The sequence below is a fragment of the Enterococcus silesiacus genome (assembly GCF_001886225.1).
GTDB lineage: Bacteria > Bacillota > Bacilli > Lactobacillales > Enterococcaceae > Enterococcus_L > Enterococcus_L silesiacus.
Map to the genome: position 1 here is coordinate 33,538 of NZ_JXLC01000017.1, position 16,200 is coordinate 49,737.

Here is a 16,200-nt window from a genome sequence, read left to right on the forward strand (position 1 = left end):
TTCAGAGTTTTTGACGAAAAAAACTCAACTAATCCGCTTTTCCAGCTGATTAATTGAGTCTATTAGGGGCAACAAAAATAAGTGAGAAAAACTTAGTCCGTTTTTTCTCACTTATTTCAATTTTATTTATTCATCATTACCAATCAAATTTAACGCTTGTTGTAAAACTTTTTCCCCGTTCATCATGCCATAATCTGCCATGTTGATTACTTCTAGAGGAATTCCTTTTGGCGCTAAGCGTTTTTCAAAGTCGCCTTTCATAAAACGAACTTGGGGGCCTAATAATAATACGTCTACAGGTTTGCTTTCTAAATTGTTATCCGCATCTGAAGCAGATACTGCGAATATATCGGTGTCTAAACCTTTTGCATCAGCAGCCTTTTGCATTTTTGTTACGAGTAAACTTGTACTCATTCCAGCTGAACATACAAGCATAATTGTTTTTTTAGCCATTTCATCCATCTCCTTTTCCAATTGGTACAATCAAATCATGTTCTATATCTCTTTAATCTTAAGTATAGTAAAAAACTGTTTTTTGTCAACGCTTCCTGCTTTTAGCTATCATCTGTCAATCGTTCAAAATAGCCAATTAGATTTAAGTAGTTTGTTAAAAACGACATATTCTTTTTCAAGGTTTACTTGAACCACTTGATAGCTTGCGTTAAGCCACCCATAAGCACCTTTTTCTGGATGTTTATGATCATTCGCCCACCAGTCAACATCGGTTCGCGCTGTTTTAGGCAGTCCGGAATGTGGAAAAAGCAACTCGTCAAACTGAGTAAACGTTAGAGTTACTTGTGAACCCCCATTGGCTGTTAAATAATGGGTAACGCTATCATATTTCTTTTGACGCTCTTTTGCCAAATTTCTCACTCCTTTGTTAGATCAACACTACCTGAAAGAAATTGATTTTTGCTAAAAGCTATTCATTCTTTTAATCATTATCTCATATATTTTCCAAGAAGCAAATGCACTCACTGATCTTTTTAAAGAGAATGGTTGCTTCTCATCCTGATTTTTTTTATACTTAAAACAGTATGTAGAAAAGGAATGAGGAAATGCTTGAAAGTTATTTTACCATTCGTTCTGACGGAGAAAGTGAAATCGAAATCAAAAAATCACGCTTTATTTGTGCGCTCAAGCGTGTTTATTCGGAAGAAGAAGCCAAAGCCTTTATTGCACAAAAGAAAAAAGAACATTGGAAAGCTAATCATAATTGCACTGCCTTTGTGATCGGTGAAAAAAGTGATATCCAGCGCAGCAGTGATGATGGCGAACCTAGCGGCACAGCTGGTATACCAATGTTGGAAGTTTTGAAGAAACAAGAACTGATCAACGTCGTAGCAGTCGTCACTCGTTATTTTGGCGGCACAAAATTAGGTTCTGGCGGCTTGATCCGAGCTTATAGCCATGCAGTCTCTCATGCATTAGCAAAAATCGGATTAGTTGAAGGAAAACTGCAACAGGAAATCCGCTTAACAATTAATTATCCAAATTTAGGCACCTTACAACATTTTATGGAACACAAGCCATACACATTACAAGACACGATTTATGGCGAACAAGTGGAAATAATTTGTCTTGTAGATGAACCAAATGCTGAGCAATTTATGGCAGAGGTCACCGAACAGTTGAACGGACAAGTCGCCTTCAAAGAAGGTGACTGTTCTTATCATGAACAACCAATTATTAAAAAGGAGCACACAAATGACATTTGAAGAAGTATTACCGCTGATAAAAAAAGGGGCTAAGGCTGTAAGAACAGGTTGGAGCGGTTTTGAATTGTATATTGAACTTAGAGATGAAATCGGTACCTCTGACGGAACCTTTCTCCCAGTTACACCTTATTTTTTGATTAAAACATCTGATGAAGGCTATAGTATGTTTTCACCAACCCCCTGTGACGTACTGGCTGAAGACTGGAAAATCGTCAGCACGGATTAAGAAGACAAAAAGAAGCTAGGGCACTTGAAATAAGTCGGTCTAGCTTTTTCTATTTATTAGGAAAAGAGGAACTATTATGCAATTTACTGAGTACCAAGGAAAAACAATTTTCGTAACAGGAGCGGCTTCTGGTATAGGTCAGGCACAAGTACTTGCTTTTGTCGACCAAGGCGCCAATGTCTTTGGAATGGATCTCGATGCAATAGGCTTAGCTCAAACATTTGCTAAAACAACTGCCTCACCTGGAAAATTTCTAGCTTATACCGGAGACATTACGAAAAAAAACGAAATCAGCTCTGCCTTAGAAGAAGCAAATAAATCATTTGGCCCCATACATATTTTACTTAATACTGCTGGTATCTTGGATAATTACACACCGACCTTGGAAACCACAGAGGCACTGTGGGATGATGTTCTATCTGTTAATTTAAAAGGAACTTTTTTGGTCACCAATCAGATTTTACCTCAAATGCTGCAGCAAAAACATGGAGTCGTCATCAATATGGCGTCAATTGCTGGTATGGTAGCTGGCGGTGGCGGCGCGGCTTACACCGCGTCAAAACATGCGATCATCGGTTATACCAAACAATTAGATTACGACTACATCAAACAAGGGATCCGAGCAAATGCGATTGCTCCTGGAGCGATCCAAACACCAATGAATGCTGCTGATTTTGCTGGCGATGGAAAAATGGCTGCTTGGGTCGCAAACGAAACACCCGCTGGTCGCTGGGCAAAACCTGAAGAAGTTGCAGCTTTGACTCTCTTTTTAGCCAGCCAGCAGGCAGACTACATTCATGGAACTGTGATGACGATCGATGGTGGTTGGTTAGAGAAATAATCTAGTTATGACTTCACACTTTACTTTACAACCAAGCGAACATTCGGTAACATACAAGCAGTGAAGCGATTCACACTATGACACTTCAGCTGGCAGTCTTGTTCTGTCACTTCCTTTGGTCATAGTTATTACTAAAACAGAAAATCTGTTTTACAAAGGAGAACACATATGAATAATCCAAACACGCAGACCACAGCCTGGTCTGTCATTAGCTTAACAAAAATGGCTATGATCACAGCACTTTATGTCGTGGTTACGATCTTTTTAGCGCCAATTGGTTTCGGTGCTGTTCAATTCAGGCTCTCTGAGTTGTTCAATTATTTGCCATTATTCAATAAACGGTACATCATCGCTGTGACTTTCGGTGTGGCTATCTCAAATTTTGCATCCCCCTTAGGTTTAGTCGATGTTGTTATCGGCAGTTTGTCGACGTTTGTCGTTTTACTTTTATCGTACTCAGTCACCAAGCGGTTTAAAAGTCCAATCAAAAAAATGAGTTTAACAGCCATTATTTGTTCACTATCAATGTTTACAGTAGCTGGTCAATTGACTTATTTTTATCATATGCCATTTTTCTATACATGGCTAACTGTCGCTATCGGGGAGTTGTTGTCGATGTCAGTTGGTGGTATTTTGGTGTATTGGATCAATCAGAAAATTGATTTAACAAAATAAAAAAATAACAATGAACGTGTTCTGCTACTCTGAATGAGAGCGTTGAGACACGTTCATTGTCGTTTATTTTTCTAAATAAAATTCAAAGCGGTTGCCTACATATTGGGTTCTAACATATTCAAACGGTGTGCCATTTTCAAAATATGAAATTTGGCGCAAGCGAAGAATTGCATCTCCTCGTTTGATTTTTAAATAATCAGCGATTTGCTCTGATGCCAACATCGCTGAAATTGTTTGGTTAGCGTGTCCAATTTTATTGCCGCCTTTTGTTTCTAAAGTCTTATAAAAAGAATTGGTAATCTCAGCTTTACTATATTGATCGACTAGAGAATAGGGAACGCTGGCAACCTCAAAGCAAATCGGCAGATCATCTGCAAAACGAACCCGCTCCATCCGGACGATCTGTTCATTTTCTTTCAGATTTAGCTTTTCCATTTCACTAGAACTTGGTTTAGCTACATAGTAGGAGACGGTGCGGCTAGACGGCACTCGATTTTGCGAAAGCATAATATCAGTAAAGCTCGTTGTTCCCGTCATTTTTTCCTGCACTTTTTTACGGGCAACATAAGTGCCTGAACCGATCTTACGTTCTAAAATCCCCTCATCAGCAAGTGTCTGGATCGCCTGTCTTAACGTCATTCGGCTCACACTAAACTGAGTCGCCAGCTCACGCTCTGATGGAAGTCTGTCTCCAATCTTCCAAACACCATGTTCAATGTCATCTTTAATCTTATCGTGTATTTGAATATAAACTGGTAAACTTGACACCATCTTACTTCCTCCTTTTTATTCACTTCCATTATAACTGGTATATACCTCATAAACAACCAAAAGTTCGAAAATCTAGCCAAGGAAACGTTTTGTAAAACAATTTGGTATGCTACAAGTCAAGTTTAGGATGTTGTTTAGACAACTTTTCCATTACTTCACCTTATTATATACCAACCGTCTAACAAAAAGAAATAAATAAATTCATATTTATTCTCCTATGGTACAAAAAAACTAAGACATAACTTGATGCATTATGTCCTAGTCACTCAATTATAATCTGAATCAACGGCGGAAATACTTTTTGATTTTAACTGTGCAAGTATTTTGTTCGATTAGTTATTCATTTTAAGAACGTATCTTTTCTTCTTCCAACATTTTATTCGCTGTCGCCATCATCAAACGAATGCGATTCAGTTGGTTCACTAATGAAACGCCTGGGTCATAATCAATCGGCGCGATATTTGCTTTAGGATATTGACGTCGCAACTCTTTCGTCACACCTTTCCCAACGACATGATTTGGCAAACAACCAAACGGCTGCATACAAACAATATTGTTTACATCCGATTTCAACAACTCAATCATTTCACCGGTCAAGAACCAACCTTCACCCGTATGATTGCCAATTGAAAGAATTTTCCCTGCATCTTCGGCCAATTCATGGATTGAGCTTAGACCTTCAAAGCGTTTAGAATTTCTTAAGGCTTTATCCATCGGTTTTTCAACATATTCGATGATGCGAATTGCAAATTGAGCTAAGTTTTTGCTTTGTTTAGACATCCCCATGTTGTCGTATTTCCAAATTTGATTATAAAGAGAGTAATTCATGAATCCGACAATATCTGGAACAACAGCTTCTGCCCCTTCTGCCTCCAATAGACGAACGATATCATTATTCGCGGTTGGTGAATATTTCACTAGAATTTCGCCAACAACTCCAACTTTAGGTTTCTTGATTTGATGAAGTGGAACCTCATCAAATTCTTTGATGATTTTTTTCATGTTGCGGTTAAACAAGCTCAATGAACCGTTTCGAACATTTTTCTCGATTTGTTTTAACCATTTAGCGTGGAGTGCATCGATCATACCCGTTTCTGTTTCGTACGGACGGGTTCGATAAACCACTCGTTCAAATAAATCTCCATATAAAAAGGCTACGGCGACCCGTTTTAGCATTGGCAGTGTAAACTTAAATCCTGGATTCGATTCGACCCCTTTATTCCCCATTGAAACTGAAACCACAGGAACTTGTGGGAAGCCCGCATCATTCAAGGCTTTTCTAAGCAGCGGAATATAGTTTGTTGCACGGCAGCCGCCACCTGTTTGTGTCATCATCACACTGACATGTTCTAGATCATATTCTCCGCTTTCTAGGGCTTCAACTAATTGGCCGATTGAAATAATAGCAGGATAACACGCATCATTATTGACATATTTCAACCCAACATTAACTGCTTCACGGTCATCTGCCGGCAAGCATACAACATTATACCCAGACGCTTGTAATGCAACATCTACTAATCCAGATTGATGGATTGGACTAAGCATTGGTAATAATAACGTATGCGTTTTTTTCATTTCTTTCGTAAAAATGATTTTCTCTGGTTCTTCATGTTGTAGTTTTGGTTGAAAATCCATTTTTTCCCGTTCACCGACAGCGGCTTTTAATGAACGTAATCGAATCCTGATTGCCCCTAAATTAGATCCTTCATCAATCTTTAAAACAGTATAGATTTTGCCATATTGATCCATGATTTCTTCCACTTGGTCAGTCGTGACCGCATCTAGCCCGCAGCCAAATGAATTCAACTGCACAAGCTCAAGATTTTTTGATTTAGCTACAACACGAGCCGCTGCATATAGCCGCGAATGATAGACCCATTGATTGACGACCCGTAAATTACCTACATCACTTAAATGAGAAACACAATCTTCAGTCAACACATGGAACCCTTCTTGCGTGATTACGTCAGCGATTCCGTGGTTGATCTCAGGATCTAAATGATACGGACGTCCAGATAAAACGATTCCTTTTTCCCCTTTTTGATTCAGCATCACTAACGTTTCTTCCCCTTTGTTGCGGACATCTTCTTTGAAAGCATCTAATTCTTCATACCCATGTCGCAAAGCTTGAGTCACTTGTTCCGCTGAAATACCTAAATCAGCAAAGGTTTCACTTAAGACTTTCGCCACAGATGCTTCATTTGCTAAATTAATGTACGGGTTGCGGTAATCGACTTTTCCATCACGAATATCATCTACATTATTGCGAATCACATCAGGATAACTTTGAACGATTGGACAATTAAAATGATTATCCGCTTCTGCTGACTCTTGACGTTCAAAAACAACACCCGGATAAAAAATCATTGGGACTTTTGAATCGATTAATGCTTGAATATGCCCGTGAGAGATTTTAGCAGGATAACAGGCTGTATCACTTGGAATAGTTTCCATGCCTTGTTCATATAACTCTTTATTTGAGCGTGGTGATAACTCGACTCGGAACCCTAGATCCGTGAAGAAAGTATGCCATAATGGATAATTTTCATACATATTCAAAACACGAGGAATGCCGATTCTGCCATGAACCGCATCTTTTTCTTTCAATGGACGATATTTAAATAATTTTCGGTATTTATAATCAACCAAATTGACTTTACGATCTTCTTTCTTTACTTTAATTCTAGTCCCACGCTCACAGCGATTTCCTGTGATAAATTGGCGGCCATCAGAAAAAATCGTCACCGTCATCATGCAGTTATTTTCACATAAACCACAATGGGTAAATTCCTTATCCGCTGTAAAGGTATCCAGCTCATCAAGTCCAAGAATCGTTGTTTCTTGACCCAATTCATAATTCTCTAATGCAATCAATGCTGCACCATACGCACCCATTAGTCCTGCGATCGAAGGACGGACAACTTCACGTTCACTGATCATTTCAAAAGCACGTAATACTGCTTCATTATAGAATGTCCCACCTTGGCAAACAATTTTCTTTCCCAATTCTTCTGGGCGTCGTACTTTGATTACTTTGTATATCGCATTTTTGATCACAGAATAAGACAAACCAGCAGAGATATCTCCAACGGATGCCCCTTCTTTTTGTACTTGTTTTACTTTTGAATTCATAAAGACCGTACAACGAGAACCCAAATCAACTGGTGCTTTAGAACTTAAGGCCTCAATGGCAAAGTCTTTTACATCAAAATTCAACGATTTGGCAAATGTCTCAATAAAAGAACCGCAGCCTGATGAACAAGCTTCATTTAGTTGGATTGAAGACAAGACACCGTCTTTGATCGTCATAGCTTTCATATCTTGACCACCGATATCTAAAATAAAATCAACACCGGGTTGAAAATGATTGGCCGCTTTATAATGTGCCATTGTTTCAACTTCACCAATATCAACTTTCAAAGCATTTTTGATTAAATGTTCACCATATCCTGTAACTGCTGACTTTCCAATGAAAACATCTTTTGGTAATTGTTGGTATAAGTCTTTTAGAACTGTCATTGTGGTTTCTAAAGGCTGTCCTTGATTATTTCCATAAAACGAAAACAGCAGATTGCCATCTTCATCAATTAGCGTGACTTTAGTCGTCGTCGACCCTGCATCAATCCCTAAAAAGGCAACGCCATGATGTTCAGATAATAGCTTTTCTTGCGCTTTAGCTTGATTATGACGCGCTCTAAATTCTTTTAATTGTGTGTCATCTTGAAACAGCGGCTCTAATGTATCGGTTGGTTTTAATTGCTCTTGATCCCCATTAGTCAAGCGATGGATTAATTCCTCTAGCGTTGTTGGGTTAGCACCTTCAGAATAAATGGCTGCCCCCATTGCGACAAATAGTTGTGGATTCTCTGGAAAAATCACATCTTCCGGCTTTACATCTAAAGTTTCAATGAATCGTTTTCTAAGTTCTGACATAAAGAAAAGCGGTCCACCTAAAAAGGCAATTTTCCCTCTGATTTTACGACCGGCAGCAAGACCTGCAATCGTTTGGTTGACAACCGCCTGAAAAATACTCGCCGCAATATCCTCTTTAGCTGCGCCTTCATTGATCAATGGCTGCACATCTGTTTTGGCAAAAACGCCGCATCGAGAAGCAATTGGATAAATCGTCTGATAGTTTTTAGCTAATTCATTGACACCATTTGCATCTGTTTTTAATAAGACTGCCATTTGATCGATAAAAGCCCCAGTTCCTCCAGCACAACTCCCGTTCATCCGTTGTTCTAATGCACCTTCAAAAAAAGTAATCTTTGCGTCTTCTCCGCCCAATTCAATCGCTACATCTGTTTCAGGTATGATCTCTTCTACTGTTTTTGTACAGGCAATGACTTCTTGAACAAATGAAATATTCAACACATCTGCCAATCCCATTCCGCCTGAGCCTGTGATCGTCATTGTAATCGGTGTTTTTTCACCTAATTCATTCATTGCTTCATTCAACACTTTTTCAGTCGCTGCTTTTACATCTGAGTAATGTCGTTCATATTTTGCAAATTTTGTATGCTTTTCTTCGTCAATAATTACTAATTTCACAGTTGTTGATCCAACATCGATTCCGGCTCTTATTGTCATAACTTTTATCTCCTTATAGTTCATACCCTTTTATTTCACAACACTTTGTTGATTATCCTACAAGGTGTCTGATATAATACTTATGTATATTTTAGAAAGATTCTAATGTAATTGCAACAGGCAAATCACTCAAATTTGTGAGATAAGCAACAAACTTTTTAAATCTGTTGATTATTTCGAAAGGAAATTTATATGTCGAAGAAAACGGACCTACGGGTAAAACGAACACACAAAATGATTATCGAAGCTTTCTTTCACTTAGTCAACGAAAAAGGGTACGATGGTATAACGATTCAAGACATTGCCGATGAAGCGATGATCAATCGTGCGACTTTCTATGCTCATTTCAAGGACAAACAAGACCTCTATGAACAAATTTTCGATTTTGCGATCAATGCCTTCACCTCTATTATTGATACTGAACAAATCATCGTCAGCAATCGAATCAAAGTCAAACAAATCGAGTTTCTGCTTACGCATATTTATATCAATATTCAACAAAATAAAAACTTCTTTCTGACGATCATGGATGGCAGTTCAAATGAATTATTACGGAAAAAGCTGGCAGATATTATTTATGAGAAATATGCGGATATTTTCTCCAAACTAAAAATTACTGAAAATGATATCGAGGTGCCTATTGATTTTATTATTGAGTACATGACCTCAATTTTTATTGGAACCCTGCACTGGTGGATCACAAGTGACACTGACATGGCTCCCAATCATTTAGCTAGACTTGTCATTAAACTCGTCGGAAATGGACACCTGACAGTCTTAGGACTTGAAATCGACAAGTAATACCCTCCAGTAAACAAAATAGCCTGAAACAACATATAAAGGACGTTGTTTCAGGCTATTTGCTCTTCATTCTCTTTAACGGTTCTTAGAGCGCCACTTTTTAGTATGCGCTGTATCTCTAAGTGTTACAACTTCAATGCCTTTTGCCTTCTCATTGCTTCTCTTTTTAGAAAAAAGATTCACGTTGACATCATATTTTCCTTCACGAGCTAAGTCATACACTTTTTCAGCTGTTTCAGTTATTTTCTCTTTAAGATTCATCGGGTTCACTCCTCATGCTTTTCATCCACTTTATCACATATTCTAAAAAAAGAGAACAAAAGTTACTATCATTTTTTTAGTCAAAAAAAGAACAACTCTATCTGAGTTGTTCTAAGAAAAAAACTGGGGTAGCTGGATTCGAACCAACGCATGACAGGATCAAAACCTGTTGCCTTACCGCTTGGCTATACCCCAATGGTCAAAATGGAGGAAAGTGGATTCGAACCACTGAACCCTAAGGAACGGATTTACAGTCCGTCGCGTTTAGCCACTTCGCTATTCCTCCAGAAGGTTTTTAGTAACAAACCTGACTTAGTTATAATACAAAACTTTTGAACAAAAAGCAAGCCTTTTTCGAAAAAAAGTTGTTATTTATTTTAGTCGTTTAAATTCCATTGGCGAATAATGTATTCTATCGCTTCATCAAGCGTTTTCACAGTTGCTTCATTGCGCCCATCGATCACCACAGCAAATTTTTTTGTGTCTTGTGCTAAAACTTGACCAATTTCTTTTTTGCCGATTGTCAAGGTACTAACTGTAATTGTTTCACCATTTACTTTTTTTTCTGCTTCTTCTATTTTTACTTCTATATCTTTATTTTTTTTTGACATCTTCATCCCTCCAAGCCTCTATGGTATCATGTTATGTAAAAAAAAGAAAGCGTGCTAAACGTTATTTACTTGCATCACTTTCGTATGCAATAAAAAAGTCAGCCTATTTAAAAACAAGCTGACGATCTTATTATGATTTCTTAAAACTTCTTTCAGCATTAAGCGCTAAATAAATTTTTTCTCTTGATTTCGCTAAGTACTCCAAAAATGATACCTGCTACGATTGAGATTATCCCAACCATAATAAACAACCACAAAAAGCTTGATAAATAAGTTTGTATAAAGTCATACATTGCTTTAGATTGAATTCCTAGCTTTTTCAAAAATCCTTGCATTAAGATGAATGCTGGCACAACGGCCATCATCAAGCCGCTGCTAATCCAAATATATGCCCAATACCGCAACAAACGATGAACATACCCTCTCAATGAAGAATAGAGAGAAAAGCTTAACAATAGCCAAAGCACACCGCAAACTCCCATAAAAATAACTAGCGTTGATTTATAATTGATCACTTTTCGTCCATAGGAAACTAAAAACGGCAACTCAATATAGCCCTTATAAATGTTTACGGCATTGTCTGAAAGACCAGTTACAGCCTGTACGGATTCTGGTGTTGTCTGAATTGCTTTTTCTTCCATATACTTTGTAATCGCTTTAGAAACAGCATCATGAACGCCTTTTTCATTAGAGATTGAATACTTTGTTCCTGTATTGTACATCGCTTTAAAATACGCATCTACGTCTGTCTTAACTAAGTCTTTACTGATCGACTGATTTAAGACCCCGGTTGGAATGTTACTTCCTAGAGCGCTATTTTCCACTTGTCGATTGATTTCTTCTGTTAACTGCGAATAGTAATCTGCTTTAGTTGCTTGTTTGGTAATATAATTTTCACTAAAAAGGGTTAATCTCAATGTCAGTAAAATTAAAAATGCAAACAAAAAAACTGAAGACAAAAAAGCAATAAAAAAGCGAGAAATTACTTTCATTGAATGATTGCGATTTTTCATCTGACTGATTCTCCTCCCTTATGACTTCTCATCGATAATTGGTCCAGATACATAATCTGCAGAAACAAAAACTCGCTCTGGTGTTAAACCAATTGCATCTAATGGGTAACAGGTATATAGAATCAGCGATCTTTTAGTGCGTTCACCTAATTTGGTATTGATTGTAGGGTCTTTGTAGTTCGCTATTTTTACCTCTGTCACTTGGTACGTATAATCACCATAGTGAGTGCGGATAGCTACTTCGTCCCCAGGTTCTAAGTAATAAATTTTACCAAAGGAAGGTAGATTATGCCCACCGATCAAAGTCGTTCCAAGATCTCCTGGAATCATACTTCCGATGTATTGTCCTGCGCCTAAACGCAAAATTTCTTCACTATCTCCGTAAAATAATGGTTCATTAATTCCCACTTTGTCGATCACTACCTCTCCAAATTGATCTCCTCCTACAGGATAGACCATACTTGAAGAAGCTAACTCGCCTTTTTCAGTCACTTTCATACCGGCAGCGACTGCTTTTGCTGATTTATTGTCAGACGCATCAGTTTTTGTTTGAACCGATTTATCTGTTGTTTTATCAGATGAAGCCTGCTCTTTGTCTTCATATCTCTTTTCAAGGAGATTCGTTCCTTTTTGATCAAAAGACGGAGCGTCATTTAGTGAGATCAGCTCGACTGCGGAAGATGCGAAATTAATGACAGGTGCACCAATTATGTAAATAACAAGATAGCCAAAACACATAAAGAGAAGAGGCACATAAATAAATGCCCCTACTCTTTTTAGTTGTTTCATCTTATGCTAATTTGTTCTTTCTGCTCACGAATACTGCACCTGCTGCAGCTACGATCAATGAGCCAAAAGTAATACCGCTTAATGCGTAGTTTGATCCTGTATTTTTCACTGGAGTTCCAGCTTGATAAACAGGCGCGCCGTTAGCATCAGTAATTGTCACTGCAGAATAGCTTCCGCGAGCTCCAAAAGTGATTTTAACGCCTACAGCATTACCAGCAGCAATTGCGTAATTTTGTACTTGTGAAATTACGTTTGCTGGCAATAAGCTAATTGCTTTTCCAAGTGAGTTAACTCCTGTAGTATTAACAGAAACACTCTCAACTAAGCTACGAGCCGCTTGGATGTTTTTAATCGCTTCATCTGCTTGAGCTTGTGTTAAATCAACACGTTTCAAGTGATTTGAAGCTGCATTCGTTTCAGCCGCATCAAAATTGAATTTTTTACCGCCGATTGTTGCACCAGCATTCAATTCGTTAAGGATTGGCTGTTCTGTAGCTGAAATAGCGCCGTCTGCCGAAGCAGTTGTTGCAAAGCTTACAGTTGCTACACAAGCAATAATAAATCCGATAACTTTTTTCATTTTCATTCCTCCTATTCTTAAATATTTATAATCAATTACAGAAAATCTGTAATAATTATACCAACAACAACCCTCTAATGTTTAGAAGACATAAGGAAAGAATATTAAAGATAAACAGCACTTTAATATTCCATTAAGTTACTTTACTATATAAAACTATCATACGCCCTAATATTAGTCAAACCCTTTTTCAGAAAAAAAATGCGTGTATTTTTCGTACTATTCTTCTTTATGAAATTTGCGGAGACATAAATATTGCCTCAAAAACATCATAACCTGCATCTTTTAAAATATTTTGAATTTGAAGCGTTTCCCGACTTTCGATCTGTAACTCAATAATCGTTTCTAGTTCTTTATGGTTTACAACTACTGTCAAAATACTAAAATCATTCTCTGCCAATAATTTTGTAATAGCAGCCAAAATCCCTTTATGGTCTTCGGGTATGCGCAGTTGAATTCTAGTACCGCCAGCGTTATAACCAGTAATTTTTAAAAAGGCATCGAAAATATCATTATTTGTTATAATTCCAATTAAAGTTTTATTTGCATCAACAACAGGTAAGACACCAATATTATTTTGACGCATCTGGAAAATACCGTCTTCTAATGAAGCAGTTGGCTTGATTGTTTGAACTTCTTTTACCATTATATCTGCTACTGTCGTCTTGTTTAGCAAATAATTCACTTCATAGACGCTCAAACTAGTTGCTTTTGACGGCATTGCCGATTGAATCGTTCCTTCTGTGATCAATCCTATGAGTTTTTCTCCTTTGACCACTGGTAAACGATGGATATTATTTTTTTTCATCAAATCAACGGCGTCAAAAATTTTCATTTCCGGTTGTGCAACAACTAGATTTTTTGTCATAAAATCACTTACACTCATGCTACTAGCCTCCTAAATACGCTTTTTTCACTTCTTCACTTTCCAGTAATTCTTTTCCTGGTCCACTTAAAACAACTTCCCCGGTCTCCAAAACATACCCTCGATCTGCAATCGATAAAGCCATTTTTGCATTTTGCTCAATCAATAAAACAGTTGTTCCTTGTTTATTGATTTCTTTTATAATATTAAAAATTTCTTGAATAAAAATCGGAGCTAATCCCATGGACGGTTCGTCTAACAATAGTAAACGAGGCTTAGACATCAGTGCTCTTCCCATTGCTAACATTTGCTGTTCCCCACCAGATAAAGTAGACGCATCTTGATTTTTTCGTTCTTTCAAAATCGGAAAACGCTCAAAAATCATTTGATAATCCTGCTTCAGATCTCCGTCTTTTCTCAAAAACGCACCCATTTCTAGGTTTTCCTGAACTGTTAAACCTGAAAAAACATGGCGGCCTTCTGGCACTTGACACAAGCCTGATGCCACGATCTTTTGCGGCACCATTTTTTGAATTTGTTGTCCTTCAAACGTAATCGTACCATTCGATGGTCGATTTAAGCCAGAAATTGTTCTTAAAATCGTTGTTTTCCCAGCACCATTAGCACCGATCAACGAGACAATTTCTCCTTGTTCTACATTAAAACTAACATCTCGTACAGCTTGAATCACACCATAATGAACAGATAAATTTTCAATTGTCAGCATTATAGTTCACCTCCAAGATAAGCTTCGATCACACGAGGATCGTTTTTGATTGCTTCTGGCTTTCCTTCAGCAATGATTCTACCGTACTCTAATACATAAATTCTTTGACAAACCTCCATAACCAAACTCATATCATGTTCGATCAAGACAATTGTAATTTGGAATTCCTTTTGGATTTTTCTGATCAGTTCAGTTAAATCAGCCGTTTCCTGTGGATTCATCCCTGCTGCCGGTTCGTCTAGAAATAACACCTTTGGTTGAGTCGCTAAGGCACGTACGATTTCTAAACGTCTTTGTTCCCCATAAGGCAAATTTTTGGCTAAGGTCTGAACCTTATTTTCCAAACCAAAAATGGCCAACAGCTCCAATACTTTCTTTTCCATCTCTTCCTCTTTTTTATAAAACGTCGGTAAACGTAAAATACTGGAAAGGATGCCTTCTTTATTTTTACTATTCATTGCAATCAACACATTATCCAACACAGACAAATCCTTGAATAAACGGATATTTTGAAAAGTTCTGCTTAAGCCCATATCTGCAATTTTATATGGTTTCATGCCATTTAATACATGTTCTTTGCCTAGAATATCTAGTGTGACGGTTCCTTCACTCGGCTCATAAACGCCTGTTAAAAGATTAAATAAAGTCGTCTTCCCCGCACCATTGGGTCCAATCAAACCAATAAGTTCATTGGTTTCTAAGGACAGATTGACATTTGAAACAGCGGCAAGTCCACCAAAGTTTTTGGTTAAATTACTAACGTTCAATAGAGGCATTTGATTTGTCCTCCTTTTTCTTGAATAATTTCTTTACTGAAAATTCCCATGTGCCTAAAAGGCCGCCTGGTTTGAAAATCATGATAATGATCAGAGCTAATGCATAAATGATCATTCTAAGTGCACCAGCATCTTGTAAAAACATATTTAAAATTCCCAGCACAATCGCTGAAATAAAGGTTCCCGTAACACTTCCAATTCCACCAAAGACCACAATAATCAATATATCGATCGATTTCATAAAGCCAAAATCTTTCGGTGCAATCGTTTGAACATAGCTTGAATAAATAGCACCCGCAACACTTGCTGTCACAGCACCTATAATGAAGGCTACAACTTTATATTTTGTCGTGTTGACCCCCATTGATTCCGCTGCGATCTCGTCTTCTCTTATCGCCATCGTCGCGCGCCCTGGACCACTGTGGATAAAATTCACAATGATTAAAGTAACAATCACTACAAAACCAAAAACCATCGGCCAACTGACCATCGGTGGAATACCAAAGATTCCAGCAGGTCCATTGGTTATATCTTTCATATTGATAATAATGATCCGAATGATTTCAGAAATCCCTAACGTTGCAATCGCCAAGTAATCCCCTTTTAGCCGCAAGGTTGGAATACCTACTAGCAAAGCCACAAGACCTGATAAAACGATTCCTAGTAGAATCCCACTGAAAAAACCACCCATTGTTGGATACTTAACGGTCATGATCGCTGCACTATACGCACCGATTGCCATAAACCCTGCATGACCAAGTGAAAATTGACCCGAAAAACCGATAATCAAATTCAAGCCCAAGGCCAACATAATATTGATTCCGATCGTAATCAGTGTATATTCAGTAAACGGTGTGATCACGCCTGTAACATATAATACATAAATAAAAGCATAAGCTAACGCAGCAATTAAAAGCCAAACAAGGTTATATTTTAAATTCTTTTTCATGACT

At 37.7% G+C, this 16,200-nt stretch carries 18 protein-coding genes and 2 tRNA genes; 5 read left to right on the forward strand and 15 right to left on the reverse strand.

Annotated elements, in window-relative coordinates:
- Nucleotides 1-126 precede the first annotated feature (126 nt).
- On the reverse strand, nucleotides 127-453 hold the full coding sequence (locus RV15_RS11855; protein ID WP_071878258.1) for a PTS sugar transporter subunit IIB: 327 nt from the start codon (nucleotides 451-453) through the stop codon (nucleotides 127-129).
- A 123-nt stretch (nucleotides 454-576) separates the two neighbouring features.
- The gene (locus RV15_RS11860) at nucleotides 577-864 is read right to left on the reverse strand and encodes a DUF7662 domain-containing protein (RefSeq protein WP_071878259.1); all 288 of its coding nucleotides are present in this window, start codon (nucleotides 862-864) and stop codon (nucleotides 577-579) included.
- 194 nt (nucleotides 865-1,058) lie between these two features.
- Here RV15_RS11860 and RV15_RS11865 point away from each other — a divergent pair, with 194 nt between their 5' ends.
- From RV15_RS11865 to RV15_RS11880, 4 genes are all read left to right on the forward strand, one after another.
- On the forward strand, nucleotides 1,059-1,718 hold the full coding sequence (locus tag RV15_RS11865) for a YigZ family protein (RefSeq protein WP_071878260.1): 660 nt from the start codon (nucleotides 1,059-1,061) through the stop codon (nucleotides 1,716-1,718).
- Complete coding sequence (locus tag RV15_RS11870) at nucleotides 1,708-1,944, forward strand: DUF2829 domain-containing protein (RefSeq protein ID WP_071878261.1); 237 nt, start codon at nucleotides 1,708-1,710, stop codon at nucleotides 1,942-1,944. The genes RV15_RS11865 and RV15_RS11870 overlap by 11 nt, the downstream gene beginning before the upstream one ends.
- A gap of 76 nt (nucleotides 1,945-2,020) precedes the next feature.
- The gene (locus tag RV15_RS11875; protein ID WP_071878262.1) at nucleotides 2,021-2,785 is read left to right on the forward strand and encodes a 3-oxoacyl-ACP reductase; all 765 of its coding nucleotides are present in this window, start codon (nucleotides 2,021-2,023) and stop codon (nucleotides 2,783-2,785) included.
- Between the two features lie 168 nt (nucleotides 2,786-2,953).
- Complete coding sequence (locus RV15_RS11880; RefSeq protein ID WP_071878263.1) at nucleotides 2,954-3,460, forward strand: QueT transporter family protein; 507 nt, start codon at nucleotides 2,954-2,956, stop codon at nucleotides 3,458-3,460.
- Between the two features lie 63 nt (nucleotides 3,461-3,523).
- Here RV15_RS11880 and RV15_RS11885 read toward each other — a convergent pair whose 3' ends face one another.
- Together RV15_RS11885 and RV15_RS11890 are read right to left on the reverse strand one after the other, a co-directional pair.
- Entirely contained in the window at nucleotides 3,524-4,231 is a 708-nt protein-coding gene (locus RV15_RS11885; RefSeq protein WP_071878264.1) for a GntR family transcriptional regulator, read from the reverse strand.
- A 345-nt stretch (nucleotides 4,232-4,576) separates the two neighbouring features.
- Nucleotides 4,577-8,824 carry a 2-hydroxyacyl-CoA dehydratase gene (locus RV15_RS11890; protein WP_071878265.1) on the reverse strand — a complete coding sequence of 1,416 codons (4,248 nt, stop codon included), beginning with the start codon at nucleotides 8,822-8,824 and terminating at the stop codon, nucleotides 4,577-4,579.
- A 192-nt stretch (nucleotides 8,825-9,016) separates the two neighbouring features.
- Here RV15_RS11890 and RV15_RS11895 point away from each other — a divergent pair, with 192 nt between their 5' ends.
- The gene (locus RV15_RS11895) at nucleotides 9,017-9,625 is read left to right on the forward strand and encodes a TetR/AcrR family transcriptional regulator (protein ID WP_071878266.1); all 609 of its coding nucleotides are present in this window, start codon (nucleotides 9,017-9,019) and stop codon (nucleotides 9,623-9,625) included.
- A gap of 75 nt (nucleotides 9,626-9,700) precedes the next feature.
- On the opposite strand, the gene RV15_RS11900 is transcribed toward RV15_RS11895, so the two are convergent.
- The 11 genes from RV15_RS11900 to RV15_RS11950 form a co-directional block, all read right to left on the reverse strand.
- A complete protein-coding gene (locus RV15_RS11900; RefSeq protein WP_071878267.1) occupies nucleotides 9,701-9,886 on the reverse strand; it encodes a hypothetical protein in 186 nt (61 codons plus the stop codon).
- 123 nt (nucleotides 9,887-10,009) lie between these two features.
- A tRNA-Gln gene (locus tag RV15_RS11905) sits at nucleotides 10,010-10,081 on the reverse strand.
- Between the two features lie 10 nt (nucleotides 10,082-10,091).
- A tRNA-Tyr gene (locus RV15_RS11910) sits at nucleotides 10,092-10,172 on the reverse strand.
- Between the two features lie 91 nt (nucleotides 10,173-10,263).
- Nucleotides 10,264-10,497 (reverse strand): DUF2969 domain-containing protein, encoded by a 234-nt coding sequence (locus tag RV15_RS11915; protein ID WP_010760759.1) that lies wholly within the window; start codon nucleotides 10,495-10,497, stop codon nucleotides 10,264-10,266.
- A gap of 158 nt (nucleotides 10,498-10,655) precedes the next feature.
- Nucleotides 10,656-11,510, reverse strand: a complete 855-nt coding sequence (locus RV15_RS11920) for a hypothetical protein (protein WP_071878268.1) — start codon at nucleotides 11,508-11,510, stop codon at nucleotides 10,656-10,658.
- Nucleotides 11,511-11,528: 18 nt separating this feature from the next.
- Nucleotides 11,529-12,299 carry a class D sortase gene (locus RV15_RS11925; RefSeq protein ID WP_071878269.1) on the reverse strand — a complete coding sequence of 257 codons (771 nt, stop codon included), beginning with the start codon at nucleotides 12,297-12,299 and terminating at the stop codon, nucleotides 11,529-11,531.
- Between the two features lies 1 nt (nucleotide 12,300).
- The gene (locus tag RV15_RS11930; RefSeq protein WP_071878270.1) at nucleotides 12,301-12,879 is read right to left on the reverse strand and encodes a hypothetical protein; all 579 of its coding nucleotides are present in this window, start codon (nucleotides 12,877-12,879) and stop codon (nucleotides 12,301-12,303) included.
- Between the two features lie 229 nt (nucleotides 12,880-13,108).
- Entirely contained in the window at nucleotides 13,109-13,765 is a 657-nt protein-coding gene (locus RV15_RS11935) for a CBS domain-containing protein (protein ID WP_071878271.1), read from the reverse strand.
- Between the two features lie 4 nt (nucleotides 13,766-13,769).
- Complete coding sequence (locus RV15_RS11940; protein ID WP_071878272.1) at nucleotides 13,770-14,471, reverse strand: ABC transporter ATP-binding protein; 702 nt, start codon at nucleotides 14,469-14,471, stop codon at nucleotides 13,770-13,772.
- Complete coding sequence (locus RV15_RS11945) at nucleotides 14,471-15,247, reverse strand: ABC transporter ATP-binding protein (RefSeq protein ID WP_071878273.1); 777 nt, start codon at nucleotides 15,245-15,247, stop codon at nucleotides 14,471-14,473. Before RV15_RS11945 ends, RV15_RS11940 begins: the two co-directional genes overlap by 1 nt.
- Nucleotides 15,228-16,196 carry a branched-chain amino acid ABC transporter permease gene (locus RV15_RS11950; protein WP_071878308.1) on the reverse strand — a complete coding sequence of 323 codons (969 nt, stop codon included), beginning with the start codon at nucleotides 16,194-16,196 and terminating at the stop codon, nucleotides 15,228-15,230. The genes RV15_RS11945 and RV15_RS11950 overlap by 20 nt, the downstream gene beginning before the upstream one ends.
- Between the last annotated feature and the right edge of the window lie 4 nt (nucleotides 16,197-16,200).

Bases quoted from the DNA above. Each gene is read 5' to 3' on its own strand.
- RV15_RS11855 (WP_071878258.1), bottom strand. From the start codon at position 453: ATGGCTAAAAAAACAATTATGCTTGTATGTTCAGCTGGAATGAGTACA.
- RV15_RS11865 (WP_071878260.1), top strand. From the start codon at position 1,059: ATGCTTGAAAGTTATTTTACCATTCGTTCTGACGGAGAAAGTGAAATC.
- RV15_RS11870 (WP_071878261.1), top strand. From the start codon at position 1,708: ATGACATTTGAAGAAGTATTACCGCTGATAAAAAAAGGGGCTAAGGCT.
- RV15_RS11875 (WP_071878262.1), top strand. From the start codon at position 2,021: ATGCAATTTACTGAGTACCAAGGAAAAACAATTTTCGTAACAGGAGCG.
- RV15_RS11880 (WP_071878263.1), top strand. From the start codon at position 2,954: ATGAATAATCCAAACACGCAGACCACAGCCTGGTCTGTCATTAGCTTA.
- RV15_RS11885 (WP_071878264.1), bottom strand. From the start codon at position 4,231: ATGGTGTCAAGTTTACCAGTTTATATTCAAATACACGATAAGATTAAA.
- RV15_RS11890 (WP_071878265.1), bottom strand. From the start codon at position 8,824: ATGACAATAAGAGCCGGAATCGATGTTGGATCAACAACTGTGAAATTA.
- RV15_RS11895 (WP_071878266.1), top strand. From the start codon at position 9,017: ATGTCGAAGAAAACGGACCTACGGGTAAAACGAACACACAAAATGATT.
- RV15_RS11900 (WP_071878267.1), bottom strand. From the start codon at position 9,886: ATGAATCTTAAAGAGAAAATAACTGAAACAGCTGAAAAAGTGTATGAC.
- RV15_RS11915 (WP_010760759.1), bottom strand. From the start codon at position 10,497: ATGTCAAAAAAAAATAAAGATATAGAAGTAAAAATAGAAGAAGCAGAA.
- RV15_RS11920 (WP_071878268.1), bottom strand. From the start codon at position 11,510: ATGAAAAATCGCAATCATTCAATGAAAGTAATTTCTCGCTTTTTTATT.
- RV15_RS11925 (WP_071878269.1), bottom strand. From the start codon at position 12,299: ATGAAACAACTAAAAAGAGTAGGGGCATTTATTTATGTGCCTCTTCTC.
- RV15_RS11930 (WP_071878270.1), bottom strand. From the start codon at position 12,879: ATGAAAAAAGTTATCGGATTTATTATTGCTTGTGTAGCAACTGTAAGC.
- RV15_RS11935 (WP_071878271.1), bottom strand. From the start codon at position 13,765: ATGAGTGTAAGTGATTTTATGACAAAAAATCTAGTTGTTGCACAACCG.
- RV15_RS11940 (WP_071878272.1), bottom strand. From the start codon at position 14,471: ATGCTGACAATTGAAAATTTATCTGTTCATTATGGTGTGATTCAAGCT.
- RV15_RS11945 (WP_071878273.1), bottom strand. From the start codon at position 15,247: ATGCCTCTATTGAACGTTAGTAATTTAACCAAAAACTTTGGTGGACTT.
- RV15_RS11950 (WP_071878308.1), bottom strand. From the start codon at position 16,196: ATGAAAAAGAATTTAAAATATAACCTTGTTTGGCTTTTAATTGCTGCG.